Source organism: Hymenobacter antarcticus (assembly GCF_039539545.1).
Lineage (GTDB): Bacteria > Bacteroidota > Bacteroidia > Cytophagales > Hymenobacteraceae > Hymenobacter > Hymenobacter antarcticus.
The window spans coordinates 42,012-64,669 of sequence record NZ_BAABDI010000031.1; the positions used below are offsets into that span (position 1 = coordinate 42,012).

The 22,658-nt window shown below is 61.7% G+C and carries 19 protein-coding genes; 9 read left to right on the forward strand and 10 right to left on the reverse strand.

Features of this window, described 5'->3' with window-relative positions; translation table 11 throughout:
* Positions 1-193: 193 nt before the first annotated feature.
* Positions 194-622 (reverse strand): IPExxxVDY family protein, encoded by a 429-nt coding sequence (locus ABD819_RS17790; RefSeq protein WP_345126436.1) that lies wholly within the window; start codon positions 620-622, stop codon positions 194-196.
* A gap of 174 nt (positions 623-796) precedes the next feature.
* On the opposite strand from ABD819_RS17790, the gene ABD819_RS17795 reads away from it, so the two are divergent.
* The 7 genes from ABD819_RS17795 to lgt all read left to right on the forward strand — a co-directional run bounded on the left by ABD819_RS17795 (position 797) and on the right by lgt (position 7,756).
* Positions 797-1,033 (forward strand): acyl carrier protein, encoded by a 237-nt coding sequence (locus ABD819_RS17795; protein WP_019948606.1) that lies wholly within the window; start codon positions 797-799, stop codon positions 1,031-1,033.
* A 210-nt stretch (positions 1,034-1,243) separates the two neighbouring features.
* Entirely contained in the window at positions 1,244-2,494 is a 1,251-nt protein-coding gene (gene fabF / locus ABD819_RS17800; RefSeq protein ID WP_345126438.1) for a beta-ketoacyl-ACP synthase II, read from the forward strand.
* Positions 2,495-2,662: 168 nt separating this feature from the next.
* The gene (gene rnc / locus ABD819_RS17805) at positions 2,663-3,388 is read left to right on the forward strand and encodes a ribonuclease III (protein WP_345126439.1); all 726 of its coding nucleotides are present in this window, start codon (positions 2,663-2,665) and stop codon (positions 3,386-3,388) included.
* Between the two features lie 130 nt (positions 3,389-3,518).
* Positions 3,519-5,438 (forward strand): NAD(+) synthase, encoded by a 1,920-nt coding sequence (gene nadE, locus ABD819_RS17810; protein ID WP_345126441.1) that lies wholly within the window; start codon positions 3,519-3,521, stop codon positions 5,436-5,438.
* A gap of 418 nt (positions 5,439-5,856) precedes the next feature.
* On the forward strand, positions 5,857-6,441 hold the full coding sequence (locus tag ABD819_RS17815) for an RNA polymerase sigma factor (RefSeq protein WP_345126443.1): 585 nt from the start codon (positions 5,857-5,859) through the stop codon (positions 6,439-6,441).
* Positions 6,434-6,742 carry a hypothetical protein gene (locus ABD819_RS17820; protein ID WP_345126444.1) on the forward strand — a complete coding sequence of 103 codons (309 nt, stop codon included), beginning with the start codon at positions 6,434-6,436 and terminating at the stop codon, positions 6,740-6,742. The genes ABD819_RS17815 and ABD819_RS17820 overlap by 8 nt, the downstream gene beginning before the upstream one ends.
* 108 nt (positions 6,743-6,850) lie before the next feature.
* Positions 6,851-7,756, forward strand: coding sequence for a prolipoprotein diacylglyceryl transferase (lgt, locus tag ABD819_RS17825; protein ID WP_345126446.1), 906 nt, complete (start codon positions 6,851-6,853; stop codon positions 7,754-7,756).
* A gap of 139 nt (positions 7,757-7,895) precedes the next feature.
* Here the strand turns inward: lgt and ABD819_RS17830 are convergent, their stop codons facing one another.
* From ABD819_RS17830 to ABD819_RS17840, 3 genes are read right to left on the reverse strand one after another with little or no spacing between them, the layout of a single operon-like run.
* Entirely contained in the window at positions 7,896-8,819 is a 924-nt protein-coding gene (locus ABD819_RS17830) for an SdiA-regulated/phytase-like domain-containing protein (protein WP_345126447.1), read from the reverse strand.
* Positions 8,820-8,865: 46 nt separating this feature from the next.
* Positions 8,866-9,090 carry a membrane protein insertion efficiency factor YidD gene (gene yidD, locus ABD819_RS17835; protein ID WP_345126448.1) on the reverse strand — a complete coding sequence of 75 codons (225 nt, stop codon included), beginning with the start codon at positions 9,088-9,090 and terminating at the stop codon, positions 8,866-8,868.
* Positions 9,091-9,132: 42 nt separating this feature from the next.
* On the reverse strand, positions 9,133-9,867 hold the full coding sequence (locus ABD819_RS17840; protein ID WP_345126451.1) for a M48 family metallopeptidase: 735 nt from the start codon (positions 9,865-9,867) through the stop codon (positions 9,133-9,135).
* Positions 9,868-10,028: 161 nt separating this feature from the next.
* Between ABD819_RS17840 and ABD819_RS17845 the strand changes: the two genes are divergently transcribed.
* A complete protein-coding gene (locus ABD819_RS17845; RefSeq protein ID WP_345126452.1) occupies positions 10,029-10,901 on the forward strand; it encodes a PorV/PorQ family protein in 873 nt (290 codons plus the stop codon).
* A gap of 200 nt (positions 10,902-11,101) precedes the next feature.
* The gene (locus tag ABD819_RS17850; RefSeq protein WP_345126453.1) at positions 11,102-13,144 is read left to right on the forward strand and encodes a ComEA family DNA-binding protein; all 2,043 of its coding nucleotides are present in this window, start codon (positions 11,102-11,104) and stop codon (positions 13,142-13,144) included.
* Positions 13,145-13,159: 15 nt separating this feature from the next.
* Here ABD819_RS17850 and ABD819_RS17855 read toward each other — a convergent pair whose 3' ends face one another.
* The 6 genes from ABD819_RS17855 to ABD819_RS17880 form a co-directional block, all read right to left on the reverse strand.
* Complete coding sequence (locus ABD819_RS17855) at positions 13,160-15,109, reverse strand: DUF3857 domain-containing protein (RefSeq protein WP_345126455.1); 1,950 nt, start codon at positions 15,107-15,109, stop codon at positions 13,160-13,162.
* Between the two features lie 58 nt (positions 15,110-15,167).
* On the reverse strand, positions 15,168-17,111 hold the full coding sequence (locus ABD819_RS17860; protein WP_345126456.1) for a DUF3857 domain-containing protein: 1,944 nt from the start codon (positions 17,109-17,111) through the stop codon (positions 15,168-15,170).
* 278 nt (positions 17,112-17,389) lie between these two features.
* The gene (locus ABD819_RS17865) at positions 17,390-19,450 is read right to left on the reverse strand and encodes a transglutaminase family protein (RefSeq protein WP_345126457.1); all 2,061 of its coding nucleotides are present in this window, start codon (positions 19,448-19,450) and stop codon (positions 17,390-17,392) included.
* A 383-nt stretch (positions 19,451-19,833) separates the two neighbouring features.
* Positions 19,834-21,072: an MFS transporter gene (locus ABD819_RS17870; RefSeq protein ID WP_345126459.1), complete on the reverse strand. Its 1,239-nt coding sequence runs from the start codon at positions 21,070-21,072 to the stop codon at positions 19,834-19,836.
* A 49-nt stretch (positions 21,073-21,121) separates the two neighbouring features.
* Entirely contained in the window at positions 21,122-21,535 is a 414-nt protein-coding gene (locus tag ABD819_RS17875; protein ID WP_345126461.1) for an eCIS core domain-containing protein, read from the reverse strand.
* A gap of 274 nt (positions 21,536-21,809) precedes the next feature.
* Entirely contained in the window at positions 21,810-22,424 is a 615-nt protein-coding gene (locus ABD819_RS17880; RefSeq protein WP_345126462.1) for a hypothetical protein, read from the reverse strand.
* Between the last annotated feature and the right edge of the window lie 234 nt (positions 22,425-22,658).

The window sequence follows — 22,658 nt, forward strand, 5'->3', positions numbered from 1 at the left end:
CAGGAGGGGAAATTTCAGCTTAGCTGAAACCAGGGCGATGGCCCGAAGGGTGCGCGCAGGCCGGACAAACGGTGCGGCTACCTGCAAAAGTCGTTTAATTTTAGCGAAAAGCCATTCTTAGGCAGTATGGTCTTTTTGTTTCGTCTTCGCGTTGGGTAAGGCTACTGAAGCGGAAACCGCGGTGCCCACCAATTCATATAGTAAAGTTCTCCTTATACTTCAGCGAATTGGGGTCGAACTGACAGGCGTACTGCACCACGTCCAGCGCCATCAGCTGTTGCAGCAAGGCATCATCGGCCAGCGCGCCGCTGCCGTTGCTCACGGCCAGCAGGTAGTCGTATTCCTTCATATCGGGGGCCAGAAAGGGTTTTTTGAGCGTGGAAGGCGCGATGGAGCGGTTGCGCAGCAGGCGAAACGTAAGGGTTTCGGTGGCGTATAAATAGTGCGTGAACACGAGCCGGCCGTGGCTGAGCAGGTTCAGCAGCAGCTCGGGCTGCTTCACGAGGCGCAGGCGCAGGGCGCGGTTCAGGGCCCAGGCCAGGGTGTAGTCGCGGGTGCTGCTCACCAGCCCGAATAGGGCAAAGTCGCACTCGTACTCAACGTCCAGGGTGAAAGTCTTCATAGTGGCCGCCAATAGCATCCTTAGCCAGCGGGTAGGGCAAAGCTACGGCTCCCGGCGGGCCGCCGCCAGGGCCGCCGCCATAATCTTGTACCCCCGATTCGGAAGCGCGGCGGTGGGTTAGTTGGGAAATCTCTCGTTACTTTGCGCCGTAGTTTTCCCTAAACCCCCACGGAAATGTCTGAAATCGCAGAAAAAGTAAAGGCCATTATTATTGATAAACTGGGCGTTGAAGCCTCGGAGGTTACTCCCGAAGCCAGCTTCACCAACGACCTGGGTGCTGATTCGCTGGATACCGTTGAGCTCATCATGGAGTTTGAAAAGGAGTTCAACGTGAGCATCCCCGACGACCAGGCCGAGAACATCGGTACCGTGGGTCAGGCCATCAGCTACCTCGAAGAGCACGCCAAGTAGTAACCGCAGATGATAAAGATTTACTGATTACGTAAGATGCTGGTGGTCCGCTCCACGTTCGGCAGTGCCGCGCCGGCGCATGCCCATTAGCATCTTACGTAATCCTGAAATCTTTTAAATCCGCGGTTCCGATTGTGTACCGGCCGGCCCGCCGCCGGCCGGTTTTGCTGTTTAATCCCGCCTCACCTTTCGCGCCCCTGGCGCTTGCTTATGTCGTCCATCCGACGGGTTGTTGTTACCGGCCTTGGAGCCATCACACCGCTGGGCAATACTGCCCCGGCTTATTGGGAAGGCCTGCGCACGGGTGCCAGCGGCGCGGCCACCATCACGCGCTTCGACCCGGCCAAGTTCAAAACCCGCTTCGCCTGCGAAGTGAAAGGCTACGAAGCCGATAATTTTTTCGACCGCAAGGAGCACCGCAAAATGGACCTGTTCACGCAGTTCGCGGTAGTGGCGGCCGATGAGGCCATCGCCGATTCGGGCCTGCTCGAAAGCGGCGTGGACAAGGACCGGGTGGGCGTAATTTGGGGCTCCGGCATCGGCGGCCTGAAATCATTGCAGGAAGAATGCTTCCAGTTTGAGCGGGGCGACGGCACGCCGCGCTACTCACCCTTCTTCATCCCGCGCATGATTGCCGACTCCTCGTCGGGCAACATCAGCATTAAAAACGGCTTTCGCGGCCCCAACTTCGTCACGACTTCGGCCTGCGCCTCGTCGAACGACGCCATCATCGCGGCCTTCAACAACATCCGCCTCGGCCTGGCCGACGCGGTGGTTACGGGCGGCTCCGAAGCGGCCATCACCGAATCGGGCGTGGGCGGCTTCAACGCCCTCAAGGCCATGAGCGAGCGCAACGACGACCCGGCCTCGGCCTCGCGGCCCTACGATAAGGACCGCGACGGCTTCGTGCTGGGCGAAGGCGCCGGCGCGCTGGTGCTCGAAGAATACGAGCATGCCAAGGCACGCGGCGCGAAGATGTACGCCGAGCTGATTGGCGGCGGCATGTCCTCGGACGCCTACCACATCACCGCGCCCGACCCCAGCGGCAGCGGCGTGGTGCTGGTGATGAAAAATGCCCTGCGCGATGCCGGCATTACCACGGCTGATGTGGACTACATCAACACCCACGGCACCAGCACGCCCCTCGGCGACGGGGCCGAAATCAAAGCCATTGAGCAGGTTTTTGGCGAGCACGCCGAGAAGCTGAACATCTCCTCGACCAAGAGTATGACCGGCCACCTGCTGGGCGGGGCCGGCGGCATTGAGGCCGTGGCCTGCCTGCTGGCTATGCAAAACAGCCTGGTGCCGCCCACCATCAACCTGAATACGCCCGACCCGGAAATCAACCAGGCGCTGAACTTCACGCCGAACGTGGCCCAGGCCCGCGAGGTGCGGGTGGCGATGAGCAACACGTTCGGTTTTGGCGGCCACAACACGTCGGTTATTTTCCGGAAGCTGTAGTTCACAAGCACTGATTAAAGCAGAACGTCATGCTGAGCGCAGCCGAAGCATCTCTACCGCGTAAGTAACTAATTACTATTGCGGTAGAGATGCTTCGGCTGCGCTCAGCATGACGTTCTTGTTTGCTCGCTTTTTTTAGTACCCAATCACCCCTTAGATTCTACCATTTTGCTCGGTTTTGTATCCCGATTTTTTGCTTCTGATAAAGCGTTTCGGCAGGCGGTGGCTACCGTCACGGGCCAGACGCCCAAGAATGCCAAGCTGTACCGGCTGGCGTTCACGCACTCGTCGGCGGTGCGGCAGCAGCCGGCCATTGGCCGGCACCAGACCAACGAGCGGCTGGAATTTCTCGGCGATGCCGTGCTGGGCACGGTAGTGGCCGAGTACCTGTTTAAAAAGTACCCCTACGAGCAGGAAGGCTTCCTGACGGAGGTGCGCTCGCGCATCGTGAACCGCGAAAGCCTCAACGGCATCGCCCTCAAGCTCGGTCTTGATGCCCTGGTGCAGCTCGATGCCGCGCAGGGCCGCGCCGCCCGCTCGCGCTCCGTAAACGGGAATGCGCTGGAGGCTTTGGTCGGGGCCGTGTATTTGGACTTGGGCTACAAATCGGCCCGGAAATTCGTGCTCACCCGCCTGGTGAAGGGTTTTGTGGACGTTCATACCATCACCACCACCACCGCCAACTTCAAGAGCAAGCTGGTGGAATGGGCCCAGCGCCAGGGCAAAGTCCTGCGCTATGATATTACCGGCGAAGCCCGGCCGGGCGGCATGATGGAATTCACGGCCACCGTGCTGCTGGATGAGGAGGTAGTAGCTACCGGCATGGGCCTGAGCAAGAAGCAGGCAGAACAGCTGGCCGCCGACCGCGCGCTAACGGAGCTGGGCGTTAGTTGAATTAAAAATTATGAATTAAAAATTGTGAGGTGGGTGGCTGTCAAACCAGAGTGGAGTGTTGCCGTTAGTGCTGCGCCGCAACAAATGCCCTGATTTTTAATTTTTAATTCATCATTTTTAATTCAGACAAATGCGTATCGCCGGAGCCGCCCTCAACCAGATTCCCATCGACTGGGAAAACAACCTGCGGAACATTCAAACCGCCATCGAGCAGGCCAAAGCCGCGGGCGTGGAGTTGCTGTGCCTACCCGAGCTGTGCCTGACTGGCTACGGTTGTGAGGACCTTTTTCTGAGCGACTGGATGCCCGAGGCGGCGCTGGCGCACTTGCAGCAGGTGCGCGAGTGGACCCACGGAATTTGCGTGGTGGTGGGCCTGCCCGTGCGCCTGCCGGGCCGGACGTATAATACGGCGGCGGTGCTGCGCGATGGCCAAATTCTGGGCTTCGCGGCCAAGCAGTTCCTGGCCAATGATGGCGTGCATTACGAAACGCGCTTCTTCGCGCCCTGGGTGGCGGGCGAAACCACGACCGTGAGCTACGAAGGGGAAACGTGGCCGCTGGGTGACCTCATTTTTGAGCACCAGGGCGTGCGCTTCGGCTTCGAGATTTGCGAGGATGCTTGGCGGGCCGATGATGTGCGGCCCGCCTGCCGGCTCATGGGCAAAGTGGATATGATTGTGAACCCCTCGGCCAGCCACTTCGCGATGAGCAAAACCGACGTGCGCTACCAGCTGGTAATGAAGGCCTCGCGCACGTTCAACTGCACCTACCTCTACGCCAATCTGCTGGGCAACGAAGCGGGCCGCATCATCTTCGATGGTGAGCTCCTGGTGGCGCGCAACGGCCATTTGCTGCTGCGCAACCAGCTGTTGAGCTTCAAAGAGGTAGACATGGAGTGGGTGGACGTGGATTTCACCACTGAGCAGGTCCCGGCTGAGGAAATCGTGCCGCTGCCCGCGCCTGATGAATACCAGGAGTTGAACCAGGCTATGAGTCTGGCGCTGTTTGACTACCTGCGCAAAGCGCGCAGCCGGGGCTTCGTGCTGAGCCTGAGCGGTGGAGCCGACTCCTGCTTCTGCGCCGTGGGCGTGGCCGAAATGGTGCGGCTGGGCGTGGCGGAGCTGGGCGTGGAGGAATTCAAGCGGCGCAGCGGCTGCTTTGCAAAAGAGTTGAAAGTTAAAAGTGAAGAGTTAAAAGCCAATGCTGAAGCATCCGCACTGTCGGAAATTTTAACTTTTAACTCTCAACTTTTAACTGAAAACCAAGAACTGGTGCGGCAGCTGCTCACCTGCGCTTATCAGGGCACGGTCAATTCTTCCGATGACACCTACAACTCAGCCCAGGAACTGGCCGAAAGTATTGGCGCGCGGTTTCACAACTGGGACATTGACGAGGAGGTGGCGGGCTACGTGGGTAAAATCCAGGGGGCGCTGGGCCGCGATTTGACCTGGCAAACCGACGATTTGGCCCTGCAAAACATCCAGGCGCGGGTGCGGGCTCCCGGCATCTGGCTGCTGGCCAACGTGCAGAACTGCCTGCTCATCACCACGTCCAACCGCTCGGAAGCCAGCGTGGGCTACTGCACTATGGACGGCGACACGGCCGGCAGCATCTCACCCATCGCGGGCGTCGACAAGGACTTCGTGAAAAAGTGGCTGCGCTGGGCCGAAACCACGCTCGGCTATCCGGCCCTACGCCACGTGAACGCCCTGCAGCCCACCGCCGAGCTGCGCCCCCTGGCCGATAAGCAGACCGACGAGCGCGACCTGATGCCTTACGTGCTGCTCAACCGCATCGAACGGCTGGCGTTCTACGACCGCCTCAGCCCCAGCCAGGTGCTGGCCAAGCTCGATGGCGAAGAAACCGGCTTCGACCACGAGCAGCTCAAGGCCTTCGTGCGCCGCTTCTACAGCCTCTGGAGCCGCAACCAGTGGAAGCGTGAGCGCTACGCCCCCAGCTTTCACCTCGACGACTACAACGTGGACCCGCGCTCCTGGCTGCGGTTTCCCATTCTCAGCGGTGGGTTTGGAGAAGAGCTGGCTGCGTTGTAACTACTGTTACGCAGCAGGTTGTAGCGCGGACTTTGTAGTCCGCGAGTCTGCTCCGGTTAGTGGTTGTAAGGGCGCGGGGGCGCGGACTACAAAGTCCGCGCTACACCTCCAGCGGCGCTTGAACAAAGACCCTGCATAACAGTAGGTTATATTCAGCCGAAGCTACTGGAGTGCTGGGGTAGGGTTGGTAGAAGCAACTTGGTTTGAATAAAATAAGTATGATTATCAAGTAGTTGAAGAACAAGCAGGAAAGGAAGCGCAAGTTTTTTGAGTAGATAGTGCCTAAGCCTTCGCAACCTTGGTAGCCGCGGCGCAGGCCCGGGGCTAAGCGGACATTTCCCCGAATTCTACAGTATTGGTTCTTGTGGCTTACTCGCTTCCGCTGCTTCTGGCCGACGACCCTCCGGTTTGTGCTCGATTGACTAGTGCTACCGCGGCTGAAGCCGATTTGGTGATGCAGCTGCAAACGGGTAGCGAGGCCGCCTTTCGCACCTTAGTCGAGCGCTACCAGGACCGTATCTACCGGACAGTGCTGGCCTTGCTGCGGTCTCCCGAAGAGGCGGAAGATGTTGCTCAGGAGGTCTTTGTGGAAGTTTATCAGACCATTAGCCGGTTTCGGGGCGATGCGGCCCTTAGCACCTGGCTGTACCGGCTGGCTACGTCGCGGGCTCTGAAAAACCGCCAGAAGGCTCGCGCTAAAAAGCGCTTCGCCTATTTCACCAGCTTGCTGGGTTTCGACAATGACGTGCTGCACGAAGTGCCCGACTACGCCCATCCGCTGGCGTTACTCGAAGGGCAGCAGCAGCTGCGGCTGGTACTGGACCACATTGCCCGCTTACCCGACCAACAGCAGGTGGCTTTCACCCTGCGCCACGAGCAGGAACTCAGCTACGGGGAAATCGCGGCGGTGCTCAACACCACCGTGCCCGCCGTGGAGTCGCTGCTGTTCCGGGCCCGCCAAACGCTCCGCAAACACCTTCAATCCCACGCTTGCCATGTCTGATTCGCCCATTCGTTCCACTCCCGACGAAGAATGGGATGACTTGATGCGCCAGCTGCGCGACCAGCCCAAAGCTCGGCCACGTCCCTTCTTCTATACCAGGGTGCAGGCTCGTCTTGCCGCCAGTGCAGCGGCCAAAAGCCAGCTGCTGCCGGGGTGGCTGCGCCGGCCGGCCTACGCCGTACTACTCGGAGCGCTGGTGATGGCGCTGAGCGGAGACGGTGCGGCGCTGCGCCCGGCCGCGGAAGCAAACCACTGCGAAACCTGTCCCAGCGGCCAGCCACTGCCGCCACTCCAGCGCTGACACCAGCCACTTGCACCGCCCTTTTTCTGCGCTATACCAACCGCTCAGGAGCAGCCCGAGGGGCTGGGCACCTGTACCTTTGAAACCATCAATCATTTTTGCGCCGCAATGCTGCCTTTCCTCGCCGCCATTTACTGGAACGTTAATCCCATCATCGCCCACATCGGGCCGGTCACGCTGCGCTGGTACGGGCTGTTCTTTATGCTGCCATTTGTGCTGGGCACTTTCGTACTCGCCCACATCTACCGCTCGGAGCGGGTGTCGCCGCAGTGGGTCGATGTGATTACGATTTATATGCTGATTGGCACCATCGTGGGAGCCCGGCTGGGCCACATGCTGTTTTATGATTTTGATGCCCTGATGGCCGACCCGCTGGTGGTGTTCAAAATCTGGCAGGGCGGCCTGGCCAGCCACGGGGCCACCATCGGTATTCTATTTGCCTGCTGGCTGTTTGCGCGCAACAACAAGTTCGATTACCTGTGGGTACTCGACCGTATTGTGATTGTGGTGGCGCTGGGCGGGGCCTGTATCCGCACCGGCAACCTGATGAACTCCGAGATTGTGGGCAAACCCACCAACGTGCCGTGGGCTTTCATCTTCCCGCGTGATACCGAACACCTGATTCAGGGCGTGGCCGTGCCGCGCCACCCCACCCAGATTTATGAGGCGCTGTTCTGCATTTTCCTGCTCATCCTGCTCTACTCGATGTGGAACCGCACCCGGGAGCGCACCCCGCGTGGACAGCTGTTCGGGCTGTTTGTGGTGTTGCTTTTCACCCAGCGTTTTCTGGGCGAATACCTGAAAGAAAACCAGGTGTCCTTCGAAGACGGTAATCTGTTCAACCAGGGTCAGCTACTGAGCATCCCGCTGATATTTATCGGTATCTGGGTGCTGTGGCGGGCGGGCAAAGACCCCGAAAACCCCCACGGCTACGCCCCGCGCGACCTGGGCAAAGAAGGCGACCCGCAGCCAGTTGCCAACGCCAGGCCCAGCCTGAATCAGCCGCATAAATAACACAGAGACAGTCGGGAACAGAAGGACGTCATGCTGAGCTTGTCAAAGCATCTCTACTGCACAAGTAATTTGGTTTACTGCTGTGGTAGAGAGGCTTCGACAAGCTCAGCATGACGTTTTTTCTTCCGCCAAACACAACCTACTGCGGCAGCGTGTACTCAAACAGCCCGCCTTGCTCGGTGCTGATAAGCAGCGTTTGCGGCGTCTTGAATTCCACGCCTTCGGTCTGGCCCGTGCCGGCAAGGTCTATGCGCCGGGGCGTGGCTTTGAGAATGTCGGCCCAGGAATTACCCGCGAGGATGAACAGCTCGCCGCGGCCCAGCAGCACGAGCTGGCGGCCATCGGGGCTAAGGGCGGCATCGGTTACCTGGCCGGGAATGGCGAGGCTGGTGATTCGCTGGGCGGTGTAGGTGCCCGGCAGGTCGGGCACGGTGTACACGTTGCTGGCGCGCTCCTGCTGGTCTTTGGTGAAGAGCCACACCTTGCCATCGTGCCAGAGCGAGGCCTCGCAATCGAAGTTGCGCTCCTTCTTTTTGGGTGGAAATTCCGACTGGTCGGGGTAGGTGAAGGCGATGGTGCCCACCTGCTGCGGGCTAGCCGGGTTCACGCGCAGGATGCGCAGGTTGCGCCGGTCGGAAACGTTGTTGCCGCAGTCGCCGATGAAGTAGGTGCCCTGCGGGTCGCGGCTCAGGCTCTCCCAATCCCGGTTTTTGGCATTGATACTTACTTCGTTGGTCACGCGGCCGGTGCCGTCCACCTGGTAGAGCGTGGGCGGGTTGCCGTTGTCGCCGAAGCTATAATAGGTATCGGGCTGCGGGCCGGGGGCCAGGCCGGAGCTTTCGGATACGCCATCGAGGCTGCCTACGCGGCGCAGGCCGGGCACGGCGGCATCAATCATGCGGCTTTCGAGGGAGACGTTCTTGTCCTTGCCTTTCTTTTTGGATTTTGACTTGCCGGAGGACGCTTCGGTAGCAGCAGCGTTGTCGGACTCGGACTGAGCCTGCGAGCAGGCGGTAGTAAGCAGCAGCGCCAACGCAGTTGGCAAAAGCGGAATAAAGCGCATTTATGTAGAGCAAACGGGTGAAGGCTTGCTATACGGAGCCCGCCGCCTACGGTACGGGGTCGTGGCCGTGGCCGCCCCAGGGGTTGCAGCTGGCAATGCGCCGCACCGCCAGCCACCCCCCGCGCCACGGCCCGTATTTGCCGATGGCCTGGGCGGCATAGGCCGAGCAGGTGGGCGTGTACCGGCAGCTGGGCGCGGTGAGCGGCGAAATGAAGTGGCGGTAGAACCACACCAGGCCGAGAAAGAAGGCGCGAAACAGCCGGGATATCATGGGGTGAAGGTAAGAGGGTAGTCACCGTAGCTAGAATGACCCTTATTTGGGCAGTGCGTTCAGCTCCGCTTTCCACTGCTCCCAATCGGGCATGAGGCGGGTCTGCAGGTCATAGAACGCCTTGGAATGGTCGCCCACCAGCAGGTGGCAGCACTCGTGTAGCAGCACGTAGTCGAGGCACTCGGGGCGGGCGCGCACCAGCTCTGGGCTGAGGCGAATGCGGGCCGTGCGCGGGGTGCAGCTGCCCCAGCGGGTGCGCATCTGGCGCACGGCCAGCGTGGGCCGGGTCAGGTTGAATTCGGCGAAGCGTGGCCACACCCGCGCCAGCGACTCAGTGAAGAGCGACCGGGCCTGGTGAGCATACCAGGCGTAGAGCAGCGCCTCGGCGTGGGCCGGAGCGAGGGGGGCAGGCGTGGCCAGCACCAGCGCGGCGGCCTCGACGGTGACAGCGGGCCGGCGGGCTTCGGCAAAGCGCAATTGGTAAGGCTGGCCTTGGTAATAATGGGTGCTGCCGGCCTCGTAGTAGCGGCTGGGCGCGGGGGCCGGGCGGTTGGCAAAGGCCTGCTGATGCTTGAGAATCCAATCGGCTTTTTTCAGCACCTGCTGGGCCACCCATTCGGCTGAGGTGCCGGCGGGCGCGCTAATGTGCACGCTGCCATCGGGCCGCACGGCGAAGCCGATGGTGCGCCGCGACCGAAACACGAGGGTGTAGCTGAGCGACTGATTCTGGTAGGCGAGGGTTTCGCGGCGGGGCGCGGCGGAGAAGGAGCGGGGCATAGGGCGGCAAGTTCGGCAGGAGGGCCGGAATGCCTAACCATAAAGGCCCGTAAAATAATTTCGCCGCGCAACTCAGGCATTTGCCGTCAAGGCGCTACCTTCCCGCCATGCAACACTGTCTACCTCGATATTTTTCTATTTCCGGGTTTTTTATAGTCGTCTTGAGTCTGGGGTCGGCGGCCTCGGCCTGGGCGCAGGGCAACGGGCCCGGCGTGCGCGGAGCCCGTGCCGCCGCGCTCGGCAATGCCTCGGTGGCGCTGGCCGGCGAGGTGTGGAGCATGGGTAACAACGTGGCCGGCCTGGCCGAAATTCAACGACCAACGGTGGGCTTCTACGCCGAAAACCGCTATTTCAGCCCGGCCCTGAACGTGGGCTCGCTCACGGTGGCGCTGCCGCTGGGCCGGGCAGCGGAGCCAGGCGCGGGTGCCGCCGACGGGGCAACGACTGCTCCTGCCGCCGCCCGCACCTGGGCCCGCAACGGCGTGGTGGCCTTCGAAGCCCAGCGCTTCGGCGGGCAGCTCTACAACGAAACCCGCGTGGGGGCCGGCTACGGCTACCGCTTTGGGCAAATCAGCCTGGGCGGGCGGGTCGATATGCTGCAAGTGAGCATTGAGGGCCTGGGCAGCCGGCGCGTGCTGCTGGGTACCCTGGGCGGCCAAATCGAAGTAGTGCCCCAGCGGCTCAGCTTCGGGGCGTCGCTCTACAACCTCAGCCAGACCCGGCTGGCCAGCTACCAGGACGAGCGGGTGCCCACCGTGCTCAAGGCCGGCCTGGCCTACCGGCCCAGCGGCCAGGTCACGCTGCTGGTCGAAACCGAAAAGGACGTGGAGCGCGACGCCAATTTCAAGGCCGGGCTGGAATACCGGCCGGTGCCCATTTTGGCCGCGCGGCTGGGCCTGGCCACCCTCACCAAGCAGGCCAGCGCCGGCTTTGGTCTGTTGACCGGGAGTTTTCAGATTGATTATGCCGCCTCGTTTCAGCAGGCGCTGGGGTTCAGCCAGCATTTGAGCATTAGCAAAGCCTGGGGGAATTAATTCTTAATTAAAAATTGAGAATTAAAAATTAAAAATTCGCGATGAAGATTAATTACCCCCTTGTGTTGAATAGATGCCGGAACAACAACTTGGCCGAATTGCGTCCTGGCAAACGGTGGCCTGGGCGTAGAATAGTCCTGGCGCTATTTTTAATTTTTAATTCTCAATTTTTAATTAATCCAGCCGCCGGCCAGGATTACGTGCGGCGGGCGCCCGACCTCGACCGGCTCACGCAGGAATTATTCGCCGAGATTCAGTCGGACGATGTGCCGTTTGAAGACCTCTACGAAACGCTGCTTCAATACTACCAAACGCCCATTAACCTGAACACGGCTACCCGCGAAGAGCTGCGCGGTCTGCTGCTGCTCAACGAAAACCAGATAACCACCCTGCTGCGCCACCGCGAGGCCAACGGCGACCTGCTGAGCGTGTATGAGCTGCAAAGCATGGAAGGCTACGACCTGCGGACGATTAACCGCGTTCTGCCCTTCGTGAGCGTGCTCAGCAGCAACGCCAACGCCAGCCGCGGCAGCCTCTGGCAGCGCATCGCCCGCGAAGAAAACAACGCCCTGTACCTGCGCTACGAGCGGGTGCTGCAACAGCGCCAGGGCTACACGCCGCCCACCATCTACCAGGGGCAGCCCACCACGCGCTACCTCGGCTCGGCCGATAAAATGCTGATTCGCTACCGGGTGAGCCACACCAAGGATTTCAGCGTGGGCTTTTCGCTGGAAAAAGATGCCGGCGAGCAGCTGATTTGGAACCCCGGCAACGGCCAGTTCGGGGCCGATTACGTGTCGGCGCACCTGCTGGTGCAGGAGCGGGGACGGCTGAAAGCGTTGGCCCTGGGCGACTACCAGCTGCAGTTTGGGCAGGGCCTGCTGCTGTCGTCGGGCTTTGGGGTGGGCAAGGGCGCGGAAACGATTACCACGCTGCGGCGCTCGTCGGTGGGCATCCGGGCGTACACGTCGCTGCTTGAAAACACGTTTTTTCGCGGTGGCGCGCTCACCTACCAGGTTGCCCCGAAGGTGCAGGCCACGGCCTTCGTATCGCACAAAAACGTGGATGCCAACCTCCAGCAAAGCCTCGATTCGCTGGCGCAGTTCAGTGAGTTTACCTCGGGCCTGCTCTACACCGGCTTCCACCGCACGGCCTCGGAGCTGGCCAATCGCCACCGGCTGGCCGAAACCGTGGGCGGCGGCAACGCCACCTACACCAGTGCCAACGGCAACCTGGCCATCGGGGCCACCGGCGTATTCACGCACTACGGCACGGCCATCCTCAAGCGCCCCGAGCCCTACAACAAGTTCGAGTTCAGCGGTAAGCAAAACCTGGCCCTGAGCCTGAACTACAGCTACGTGTGGCGCAACCTGCTGCTGTTTGGCGAAACGGCCCGCACCACCGGCGGCGGCCTGGGCACCGTGAATGGCCTGCTGGCCAGCCTGGGTCCCACCGTGGACGCGGCCCTGCTGGTGCGGCACTACGACCCCAATTTCCACACCCTCTACGGCAACGCGTTCAGCGAAAACACCCGCAACATCAACGAAACCGGCGTGTATATCGGCCTGAAAGTGCGGCCCGTGGCCCGCTGGGAAATCTCGGCCTATTACGACCAGTTCCGCTTTCCGTGGCTGCGCTACCGCGCCGGCGCCCCCACCGACGGCCACGATGCCCTGGTGCGCCTGGCCTACTCGCCCACCAAAACCAGCCTGCTCTACGTGCAGCTGCGCCAGCGCCTCAAGCCCCGCGACCTGCCCGCCGATGCCCCCCGGCGGGCCCTGCCGCTGCCCGGCGAGCAGCTGCGCCAAAGCCTGCTGCTGTACTATAACACTGCTATTACACCCCAGCTGGACCTGCGCACCCGCCTGCAGGCCTCACGCCTGCGCGACGACCTGGGCCGGCCCTGGCGCAGCGGCTACGTGCTGTCGCAGGACGTGGGCTACCAGCTAAACCGCGCCCTGAAGCTAACCGCCCGCTACGCCCTGTTCGACGCCGACGACTACGACTCCCGGCAGTACGTGTTCGAGCAAGACGTGCTGCTGGCCGTGTCGGTGCCCGCGCTCTACGGCCAGGGCACGCGCGTCTACGGCCTGGCCGAAATCCGCCTCAACCGCAGCCTCACCCTCTGGCTGCGCTATGCCGAAACCCGCTACCGCCACCAGGACATCGTCGGGTCGGGGCTGGAGTCTATTCAGGGCGCGTTGCGCAGCGAGGTGAAAGCGCAGCTGCGGGTGAAATTCTAGCCTCGCAAGGACGGTTTAACTTTCCGTTTTCAGCAGGACCACCTGGGCCTTGTCGGCGATGCTGATTTTGCGGCGGAAATCCAGGTAGCCGGCGTAGGCGGTTTTGGGTAGGGAGCCGCGCTTTAGCTCGAGGCGGCGGATGTACTGCACCGTGCCATCGGGCAGGGCCGTGTACTGGCTGGCGTAGGTGCCGTAGGCGGTGCTGAACTGCACCGGTGCGGGCAGGTTCTCGGGCTTGAAGCCGGCCGGGAAGTGCAGGCGCACGGTATCGGCCTGCAGGCTGGCGCGGGGCAGCCACAGGCCCGTCTGGCGCTCGCCTACCTGCGTGGGCAATGCGGGCAGGCGGCTGAGTAGGTTGGGGCTCACGAACACCCGCTTGCCGCTGGGCATGGCAAAGCCCGGCAGGGCCAGGGCCATGGTTTCGACTACCGTCGGAGTAGCGCCGGCGGCCGCGGCGGCCAGGTTGTATTTCGTGAGGGTGAACGTGGGCAGCCTGAGGTGGTCGGTGGCATACTTTTTCTGCTCAGCCGGGCTCAGCTCGTGCAGCAGCGAGGCGTAGAGGTCCTGCTCCTGGCCGGTGCGCACGGTGCGGGCCGTGGCCGTAGCCCCGCCGGTGGCATCCAGAAAGAGGTCGAGGCGGCGTTCCTGGCGGTTTTCGGCGGCTCCGTAGCGGGGGGTGGCCACCAGCTTTCCGCCCTGGGGCGTGAGCAGCAGGGCATGGCGGTTGCCGGTGAAGCTGCCCATGTAGCCAAAGGCTTCGGTCTGGCTGGTGCACTCCAGCCAGAGGGTGTCGGGTTTGCCATCCCGCTGCATCGGCGCGCACAGAATGGCGTGGTTGAACTGCGAGCTGGGGAAGTCGGCGCGCAGGTCGGGGCGGTCGGGACCGGCCCCCACCAGGGCTACGTAGGCGGGCACACCGGCGGCGGCCAGCAGGGCTTTGGTGTAGTTGCTCAGGGCTTTGCAGTCGCCGTAGCCGCTGCTGGCCACGGCGCTGGCCGGAAAGGTTTGCCAGCCGCCCAGGCCCAGCTGCACCGAGATGTACCGGGTGCTGCTCTGTAGCATGGCATACACGCGCTGGGCGCGGGCACGGGCATCGGGGGCGTCCTTCACCAGTGCTTCTACTTTGGCTACCGTGGCGGGCGGCAGTTGGTCGCGGCCGGCGTTCAGCTCATAGTTCCACTGGCCAAAGCTTTGCCAGGTGCTGGCGGTGCCTTTGTGGCCCTGCACTTCGAAGGTGGCGGGGGCCAGTACCACGGTGGGCGCGGTTTCAGCCAGGGGCGGGGCAACTTCTTCCTCTTCCAGGGCCGGCAGATTGGTCATTTTCCACTGGTACACGTCTTGCGTGCCGGCGCTGGTTTTCACTGCGGTAGCACCGGCGGGCAGCTGCCGCTCCTGGTAGCGCAGGGCCAGGGCGCTGGGAATGTTGACCAGCAGGCTGGCGCTTTGCAGGGCCATGCCATCGCCCTGCTGGGGCTGCCATTCCGGATAAAACAGCGTGTTCTCAGACACAATCTCATAGTCCAGCTCCACGGTGTAGGGCGTTTGGGGCTGGCGCAGGTCGGCGTAGCGCACGCGCACATCACTCATAAAATTGCCCCCGCTGCTGCCCAGGCCCTGGTCCCGGATTTCGGAGGCCCGGAGCTGATGCAGCAGGTGGCCTTCGGCATCGTACACGGCCCCGCGCATATAGCTCAGCGTATTGAGGGCGTCGTAGGGTACGGCCACGCCGCCCCGGTCGTCGCCGGCCGCGTTGAGCACCGTCACCACCCGATGCACGGTATGCACCAGGCGGCTGGTCGATTTCACGGTCACTACTTCGTCATCGGCCCGGAGCACGGTGTGCGCTCCTTCGCGCAGGGCCGCCGGAATGTCGGCCACCGGGTACTTTGGCGCGGGTGCGGCGGGGTGCAGCGGCAGCAAAGCGCTAAAAGGAAGCAGGGCAAATAGGGATAGTAAGGCTTTCATGGGACGGCAGGTATGATTTCCAGAATGAGAAGCAGATTAAAGCGCCGAAAAAAAGCGCCTACGCTTTTTTCTTGACCACCAGTTTCTCAGCCTGCTTCTCCAACATCACGCGGTAAAACTCGCGGAGGTACTCGTATTCCTCTGCCCCGTACACGGGCTTGCGCAGCGTGAGGCGGCTGGTGAGCTGCACGGTGGGCCCCGTGCTGTTGACCATGTATAGGTAGCGGCCGCCATTCTCGGGCAGGTCGACCACGGCGGGCCTGGGCATCTCGGCCAGCTCGTAGCCCTCAGGCAGGTTCAGCGTTATCACAATGACTTCTTCCTGACCCATGCCAAAATCAACGGGAAAAGCGCGGGTGCCGTGCCGGAAGGGGTTTTGCGCGGTGCCAAACTCGTCGAGCAGGCTGAGGTAGAACGTGCCCGCCGCCGCCGGACTATCGTCGCCGGCCTGGCTAAACTCGTAGTCCATCACCACGGGTTTGCTCAACTCATCTCGTGCGGAAATGGCGAATTTTGGTAGCGTCCAGCTGCTGTGCCTGCCCGCAAACTGACTCCGGTATTTGGGCTCGCCCAGCTTGCCTAGCTCCTGGCGCACAGTGGCGGCCGAGTAGCCGCCGTATTCTTCGTGCACTTTGCCACTGAGCGTGCCCTGGAGGGCCAGCGTGAGCTGCGCCTGCTGGTAGTGCACGCGGCGCTGGCTGGGGCTGATGTCGAGCCAGCGCGATTTAGCGGTGTTTTTCATGACCAGCCGGCCCACTTGGTTCAGGCAGCGCTCGGGCAGGGTGCCGGCGGGCAGCAGGGGCTCCGTGGCATCGAGCAGAAAATCCTGGCCATCGGTGAGCAGCACATGGGCCACCACGTAGTTGAACTTTGACAGCAGCGGAAAGGCGATGTTCAGGTGGCCGTGGTCGCGGGTGCTGAGCAGCACGGGGTTTGCCTCGATGCCGGCAGTCCGCAACGCGGCGATGAGCAGCAGGTTGATATCGGCAGAACTGCCGCGGTGCACGTCCTGGTACGTTTTGCGCAGTGTAGTAGTCGTGGAAACTCCGTCGTTGTCGTTGTATTTCACGGCATCACGCACCAGGGCATGCACGGCCGCGACGCGGGCTTGCTGCGTAGCCACCGAAGCTGCCGGCAGCTTGGCCAGCGCCTCTTTCAGGAAGCCGCCCCGGTCGAGCTGCAAGCCAAAATGCTCGCTTTCAAGCAACATGTCATCTATTTTCTCCCACGTACTGGTGAAATCTTTCGAAACCGAGTTGGGGAAATTGACGCTCGACAGCTCCAGATTGAGCCTCGATACATAGTCCTGGGCCGTGGTGATGAACGGCTCGTCGACGAAGGCCGGCACGTTCTGCATGGCCCAGCGGTAGTTCCAGGTGCGGGCCGCAACCGGGCCGCCGGTCAGCATGCTGCCTTCGGTGCGCTCGTTCACTTTCAGCGGCAAATAGCCCTGCATCACCGTTCTGTAGTCAAAAAACTCTGGGTAGGTGATGCGGTATTCGCTCCAGCGTACCGGAATGCTGTGCTGAAATTGCCAGTCCCGCATGTCGACGAAGTTCTCGGACACCACGGTGTAGCTGAATTCGATGACCGAGCCCTCGCGCACGTTGGGCATCGTGAACTTGCGTATCCAGATGTGCTTGGTCAGGTCGTCGGTGTACTTGCCGTCATTTTCCAGCTTTTCCTTCACCATCACCCCGTTCACCAGGTTGTAGGTAAAGCCTTTCAAGCCCGAGAGCTTATCGCTGCTCGCATACAGGGGCACTTCTACGGTAGCCCATTCGAAGCCCGATTTTTTCAAAATCTTGATGCGGGCCGTGCGCTCAAACAACATTTGCAGGCCGCCCTGGCTCGGCGTTTCAATGCGCGAAGAGGCGTAGTCGCACAGCAGCACGGCCGCCGCACTGTCCTGCACAAATGGCGCAGCGGTGAGGTCGGCCGGGTCAATTTTGCCAAACTTGATGGGGAGCACCTGGGCCTGCGCGGTCCAGGCGCCAAGCACAGTGGCTGATAGTAGCGCAACGGCAGTGTATAACGGTATTCTCATACAAAAATATAAGATGATAAGTAGGTCGTGGGAATTAGTTTGATTTATCAGCACGTCATGCTGAGCGCAGTCGAAGCATCTCTACCGCTTCGCTGAACGGCCCTGATGAAGCGGTAGAGATGCTTCGACTGCGCGGACGCCAGATAGGCATGACGTTCTTTTTTATTGCAAAGTAATTTACCTGACCTACTTAACGGGTGAAAAAGGAAGACCGGAAGACCCTAATGCAGCGGCTAGCCGGCTTTTTTCCGGATGATGAGCTTCTCGCTCTGCCGGGCCATCAGCAGGCGGTAGAGCTCGCGCAGGCTGGCGTAGGCATCGGGCGGGTACACGGTGTCGCGCAGCGAGAGGCGGCTGGTGAGCTGCACCACGCCCGGCGCGGTGGCGCTCACGCTGTACACGAACCGGCCGCGGTCGTTGGGCAGGGTAATCAGGGCGGGCTTGGGCACTTCGGCCAGCTCGTAGCCGGCGGGCAGGGTCAGGGTCAGCATCACAATTTCTTCCTGCGCCACGCCGAAGTCGACGGCAAACGTGCGGTTGGGGCGGCGAAACGGGTTTTGCCGGGCCCCGAAATCGCTGAGCGGACTCAGGTAGAGCGTGGTGAAGGGGGCACCGCTGCCGGTGGCGGCGGGCTGGGCCAGCTCATAATCCAGCAGCAGGGGCTTATCGAGCGCTTCCACCTGGCCCAGCTTGATGGCGGGTACAGTCCAGCCTTCGTGCTGCTGCGTCAGGTTGGCCAGGTACTTTTTTTCGCCCAGGCTGGCCAGCTCCTGGCGGGCATCGGTGCCGGCGTAGCCGCCGCGCTCCTCGTGGACTTTGCCAGTCATCCCGCCCTGGGCATCCATTGTGAGGGCGATTTGCTGGTAGCGGACGTGGCGCTGGGTGGGGCTGAGGTCGACCCAGCGGCCCTCGGCCGGGTTTTTCATGATGAGGCGGCCGGCCTGGTTGAGGCAGCGCTCGGGCAGCACGCCGCAGGGCAGCAGCGGCTCGGTAGCGTCCACGAGCAGGTCTTTGCCGCCGGCCAGGGGCACCAGGGCCACCACGTAGTTGAAGCGCTCAAGCAGCGGAAATTCCTGGCTGACGTGGCCGTGGTCGCGGGTGCTGAGCAGGAGCGGATGGGCCGGCACGCCGGCATCGCGCAGGGCCGCGATGAGCAGCAGGTTCACATCGGCCGAGGTGCCGCGGTGGGCGTCGAAGGCCTTGCGCAGCGGGTCGGGGGCCGAGTAGCGGTCGGTGCCGTCGTAGCGCACGGCGGCCAGCACGGCCTCGCGCACGGCCGCGGCGCGCTCCGTGATGATGGGAAACCGCGTGGCCACGTCCCGCAGCTGCTCCTTCAGCAAGCTGGCCCGGCCGAAGCGGCCCCCGAAGTGCTCATCGGCCAGCAGCCGCTCGTCGATTTGCGCCCAGTTGCCGGTCAGGTCGTGGTAGGGCTCGTCGGGCCACTGCTCGCCGGCCAGCTCAAAATCCAGCCGGGCCACGTAGTCCTGCGTGGTGGTCATGTAGGGCTCCGGCACCAAAGCGGGCACGTCTTTCAGGGCCCACTGGTGCTCCTCGGTGGGCGCGCTGATGGTGATGCTGCCGGTGACCTGGCCGTCCAACATGCCCCCTCCCGATACCTTGTGGTCGAGCAGCAGGTTGGTCGAGCCAATGTGGGCCTTGTTCACGGTGAAGTCCCGCGAGCTTTGGTAGATGATTTTATAGCGGTAGAACGACGGAATGCTCACCCGGTACTCGCTCCAACGCACCGGAATGTCGCGCTGAAAGGTCCAGTCCTGAAAATTGAACAGGAAATCGGAGCTCAGGGTGTAGGCAAACTCGATGACGGCCCCCGCGCGCACGTTGGGCAGCGTGAATTTCTGCACGTTCACATTAGCCGTGCGCTTCTCGAAGAACGCGCCGCTGGCTTCCAATTTGGTTTTTTCCACCGTGCCGTTCACCAGGTTGTAGGTGAAGCCGCGCAGGTTGGTAATCCGCTCCTGGTTGTCGCCGCGGTGGTAGAGCGGGATTTCGACCGTGGCCTCGTCGAAGCCCGCTTTCGTGAGAATTTTGATGCGGGTGACGCGCTCAAAAACGACCTGCAAGCCGCTGCTTTTGCCCTTGAGGCGGGAGCGGCCGAAGTCGCAGAGTACCACGGCCGCCACGCTGTCGGCCGCGAAGGGAGCCGCCGTCAGGTCCTGGGCATCAACCTGGCCGAATTTAATGGGCTCGGGCTGGGCCTGGGCCGCTCCGGCCAGCAGCCAGCCAACGAGCAGTAGCACCACCCGCAACGAGCGAAGCAGTAAAGAAATAGGCATCAATAATAAAGAATGGAGTAGACAATCTTCGAACCCCTAAAACTAAGGAAATCAACCCGCACTTCATCTGTTTTTCATCCTGTCCGGTCAAATAAATCACTGATGTTGCGTTTAAGATGTAGCGCGGACTTTGTAGTCCGCGAGTCTGAACGTCTGACTCGCGGACTACAAAGTCCGTGCTACACCTGAAGGCCCCGCGTAGCGTCAGTAAGTGCTTGTACAGAAGTAACCGTATTCGAGTCGGACCTGCCGGTCGGACCGCCTGGGGCGGTCCAACCGGTTGAAGCAACAACGATTTCGGTTCAACGACAACCGGTCGGACCGCCTAGGGCGGTCGGACCGGGGCATACGCTTACTGCTGCACGAGTGCTTAAATCAGCGCCTCACACCACCTCTTCGGCGGCGGGCACCGGGGCGGCCTCCACCGCGTCCAGCACCGGAACGGGCCCCGTTGCCGGCAAGGTCATCAGGTAGCCCAGCGCCGCCAGTACGCAGAGCAGGCTCAGGGCGTGCACGTAGGGCAAGTGGCCAGGCACGTTGGAGAATATCCAGCCGGCTAGCAGCGCCCCCAGGCCAATGCCGATTTCCAAGGCGATGTACATGGTGGCTACGGCGCGGCCCCGGTGTTCGGGGTGGCTCAGGTCGATGGTCCAGGCGTAGAGTGTGGGCGAGTTCAGGCCCGTGCCGATGCCGAACACCACGGCCGCCGCCAGAAACCACGGCACCGTGGGGGCCCACACCAGCAGCGCCAGGCCCGCCGCCACCACGGCCGCCGAGTAGCGCAGCACCGGCACCCGCCCGTGGGTGTCGGAGGCTTTGCCCGCCACCAGCCGCACCGCCAGCGAAGCCACCGTGTAGCAGATGTAGAACAGGCCTTTGTCGGACCCGGTGAGGCCCAGCAGCCGGCTCTGGTCGGGTATCACGGTGAGCACCGCCCCAAACGGAAACAGGCACAGCAGCGTGACCAGTGCCGGAGACAGCACGCGGGGCTCCAGCACCTCGCTCCACTTCATCCGCAGCAGCGCCGGGCTGAACCGCCGCCGCTGGGCCACGGGCAGGGTTTCGGTGAGCGTGCCCTGCACCAGCAGCGAAAGCAGCGCCACCCCGCTGGAGCAGTAAAACATGACATTGAGGGAGAAATGCGTGGCCAGCCACGAGCCAAACGCCGGCCCGAAGGCCATGCCCAATGCCCCCGTCACCCCGAGCAGGCCCATGGCCTCACCGCGCCGGTCTACGGGCACGATGTCGGCGATGAACGCGGCCGTGCCCGTGGGCTTAAACCCCGTGCTGAACCCGTGCAGCAGCCGCAGCCCCAGAAACCCCGAAACCGTGAGCGCCCACGGATAGAAAAACCCGCACACGAAGCAGACCAGCGACCCAAACACCATCACCGGAATGCGCCCCACGGTATCGGCCAGCTTACCCGAAAACGGCCGCGAAATAGCCGCCGTAAGCGTAAACAGGGCAATGATGAAGCCTTTGTACTCGCCCCCGCCCAGCCGGGTGAGGTGGTCGGGCAGCTCGGGCAGCAGCAAATTGAAGCTGAGGAAAAACAGAAACGACGACAGGCACATCAGCCAGAAGCCGAGGGAGTAGGGGCGGGAAGGGGCAGTGGTGGGCATGGGCGCCGCAAAGGTCGGTACTGGCCGGTTGGCCGGCGTAAAGGGCCAGTCAGGCCTCCGATTGTTGCAGCGCATCCGATGCTGAACCCGCGCCCGCTGCCACTTGAGCCGCTTTCGAGCCCATGATATCGGCCTCCCGTTCCAGTTCTACGTCATCAGTGACCCTCAGCCCATCCAGATGCACGGTTGGTCGCACGCGGCCCAGCTGCTGCACCACATGCCAGGCTGCGTGCGGCAGGTGTCGGGCCTGGCCAGGTGCCACCCGAATATTCGCGCCTTGCGCATAAGCCAGCGCCTCCAGCTGCGCGGGCTTAGCCGAATTGTAATGCACCTGCACATCATCCAGCGAGTGGCCCGACAGGCTTTCTACGCCAGTCCTAAGCCGGTCGGGCAGGCTTGGTGCAATGCGTTTCGGCCGCTGCGAGGGCGGCCGAATAACTACTAGCTGTCTGGGCTTCTTCATTTCGTCTGGCACTGGCTGATTGATTCGGTGTGTTAGGGGCTGACGCGAGTTTAGCGCAGCGTAACTCGTGCCGGGTTTTCGGGCGATGCTGCGCCTCGCAGCAGGAAAAGCCGCCTGCCCCGCCTTGCTGCTGGCGCGGCAGGGCAGGTGCAACCTTCCCGTCATGGATGGTAACAAGATACGCGGCACTAAACTTGCGCCAGTTACGGCGGCCACTTCATCAAAAAGGCCCCGGCTTGCTAAAAGCCGGGGCCGCTACACTCAACAAAAGGCACTATTTCCAGGAAATCACAACATCCCGAAACTCAATGGGAATTGTGCCTCCCGGGTGGCCTTCGCCGTAAATGGAGCAGGTTACGAGGTTTAATTTCCTGGTTGTGCTGAGTATTTTAGGGATAATTGCGGTTGCCTTAACCGGTACGCCGGTTGCCAGAGTCGAGTAGGAGGTGCTGCTCCCTATCTTGGTTTCCGAAGCCATGTACTCTTCGCCCTGGTCATCCACCGCTTTTAGCCCCGTAAAGCGCCGGACTTGATTGGCTCCTGCATTGGTCAGCAGCAGCGTGATGGTAACAGTCTGAGATTTAGCATTGCCTTGGCACTTAACCAGCGCGTACTCTACTTTATACGCAGTCTGCCGTTTCGCAGGCTGGCCAGCCAGAGTGGAGCCGGTTGGCGCACTACTGGTAGCCGTTCGCTCCGACGTCTGAACCGGTGCATTGGCTGGACTGCGCGCAATAATTCCTTTTTTTAGGTTGGCGTTTTCAAACTTCAGTTTAGCGTTGTCGTTTTTTAGCTTTTCGCACTCATCGGTAGTTTGAGCGAAAGCGGGCGAGGCCGAAAGCAGTAATCCCAAAATACCAGTAGCAAGCGTTGGAAAATAATGACTCATGTAAGGAAAGTAAAAGCGGGTGGATGTTAAGGTTTCGAAGCAGAAAACGCAGTTGATTTAACGTCATACAGACTGATTTGCTCGACTGGATAACTTTACTTGAAAAGAACAGACTAACCGCACTATGCGAGTTGGTGGCAAATCTGGGTCAGCAGCTCTTCTAAATAGGCATCGTTCCATCCGAGCCGCTTTCGTTTTTTCTTGATGCTGACCCGTGTGGGGTCCTGTTGCAGC

Excerpts from the sequence above, each read along its gene's own strand:
- ABD819_RS17820 (WP_345126444.1), top strand. The coding sequence starts at position 6,434 with ATGTCTGATTCGCCCATTCGTTCCACTCCCGACGAAGAATGGGATGAC.
- ABD819_RS17880 (WP_345126462.1), bottom strand. The coding sequence starts at position 22,424 with ATGAGTCATTATTTTCCAACGCTTGCTACTGGTATTTTGGGATTACTG.
- ABD819_RS17840 (WP_345126451.1), bottom strand. The coding sequence starts at position 9,867 with ATGCCCCGCTCCTTCTCCGCCGCGCCCCGCCGCGAAACCCTCGCCTAC.
- ABD819_RS17795 (WP_019948606.1), top strand. The coding sequence starts at position 797 with ATGTCTGAAATCGCAGAAAAAGTAAAGGCCATTATTATTGATAAACTG.
- ABD819_RS17875 (WP_345126461.1), bottom strand. The coding sequence starts at position 21,535 with ATGAAGAAGCCCAGACAGCTAGTAGTTATTCGGCCGCCCTCGCAGCGG.
- ABD819_RS17790 (WP_345126436.1), bottom strand. The coding sequence starts at position 622 with ATGAAGACTTTCACCCTGGACGTTGAGTACGAGTGCGACTTTGCCCTA.
- nadE (WP_345126441.1), top strand. The coding sequence starts at position 3,519 with ATGCGTATCGCCGGAGCCGCCCTCAACCAGATTCCCATCGACTGGGAA.
- yidD (WP_345126448.1), bottom strand. The coding sequence starts at position 9,090 with ATGATATCCCGGCTGTTTCGCGCCTTCTTTCTCGGCCTGGTGTGGTTC.
- fabF (WP_345126438.1), top strand. The coding sequence starts at position 1,244 with ATGTCGTCCATCCGACGGGTTGTTGTTACCGGCCTTGGAGCCATCACA.
- ABD819_RS17830 (WP_345126447.1), bottom strand. The coding sequence starts at position 8,819 with ATGCGCTTTATTCCGCTTTTGCCAACTGCGTTGGCGCTGCTGCTTACT.
- ABD819_RS17870 (WP_345126459.1), bottom strand. The coding sequence starts at position 21,072 with ATGCCCACCACTGCCCCTTCCCGCCCCTACTCCCTCGGCTTCTGGCTG.
- lgt (WP_345126446.1), top strand. The coding sequence starts at position 6,851 with ATGCTGCCTTTCCTCGCCGCCATTTACTGGAACGTTAATCCCATCATC.
- ABD819_RS17865 (WP_345126457.1), bottom strand. The coding sequence starts at position 19,450 with ATGCCTATTTCTTTACTGCTTCGCTCGTTGCGGGTGGTGCTACTGCTC.
- ABD819_RS17855 (WP_345126455.1), bottom strand. The coding sequence starts at position 15,109 with ATGAAAGCCTTACTATCCCTATTTGCCCTGCTTCCTTTTAGCGCTTTG.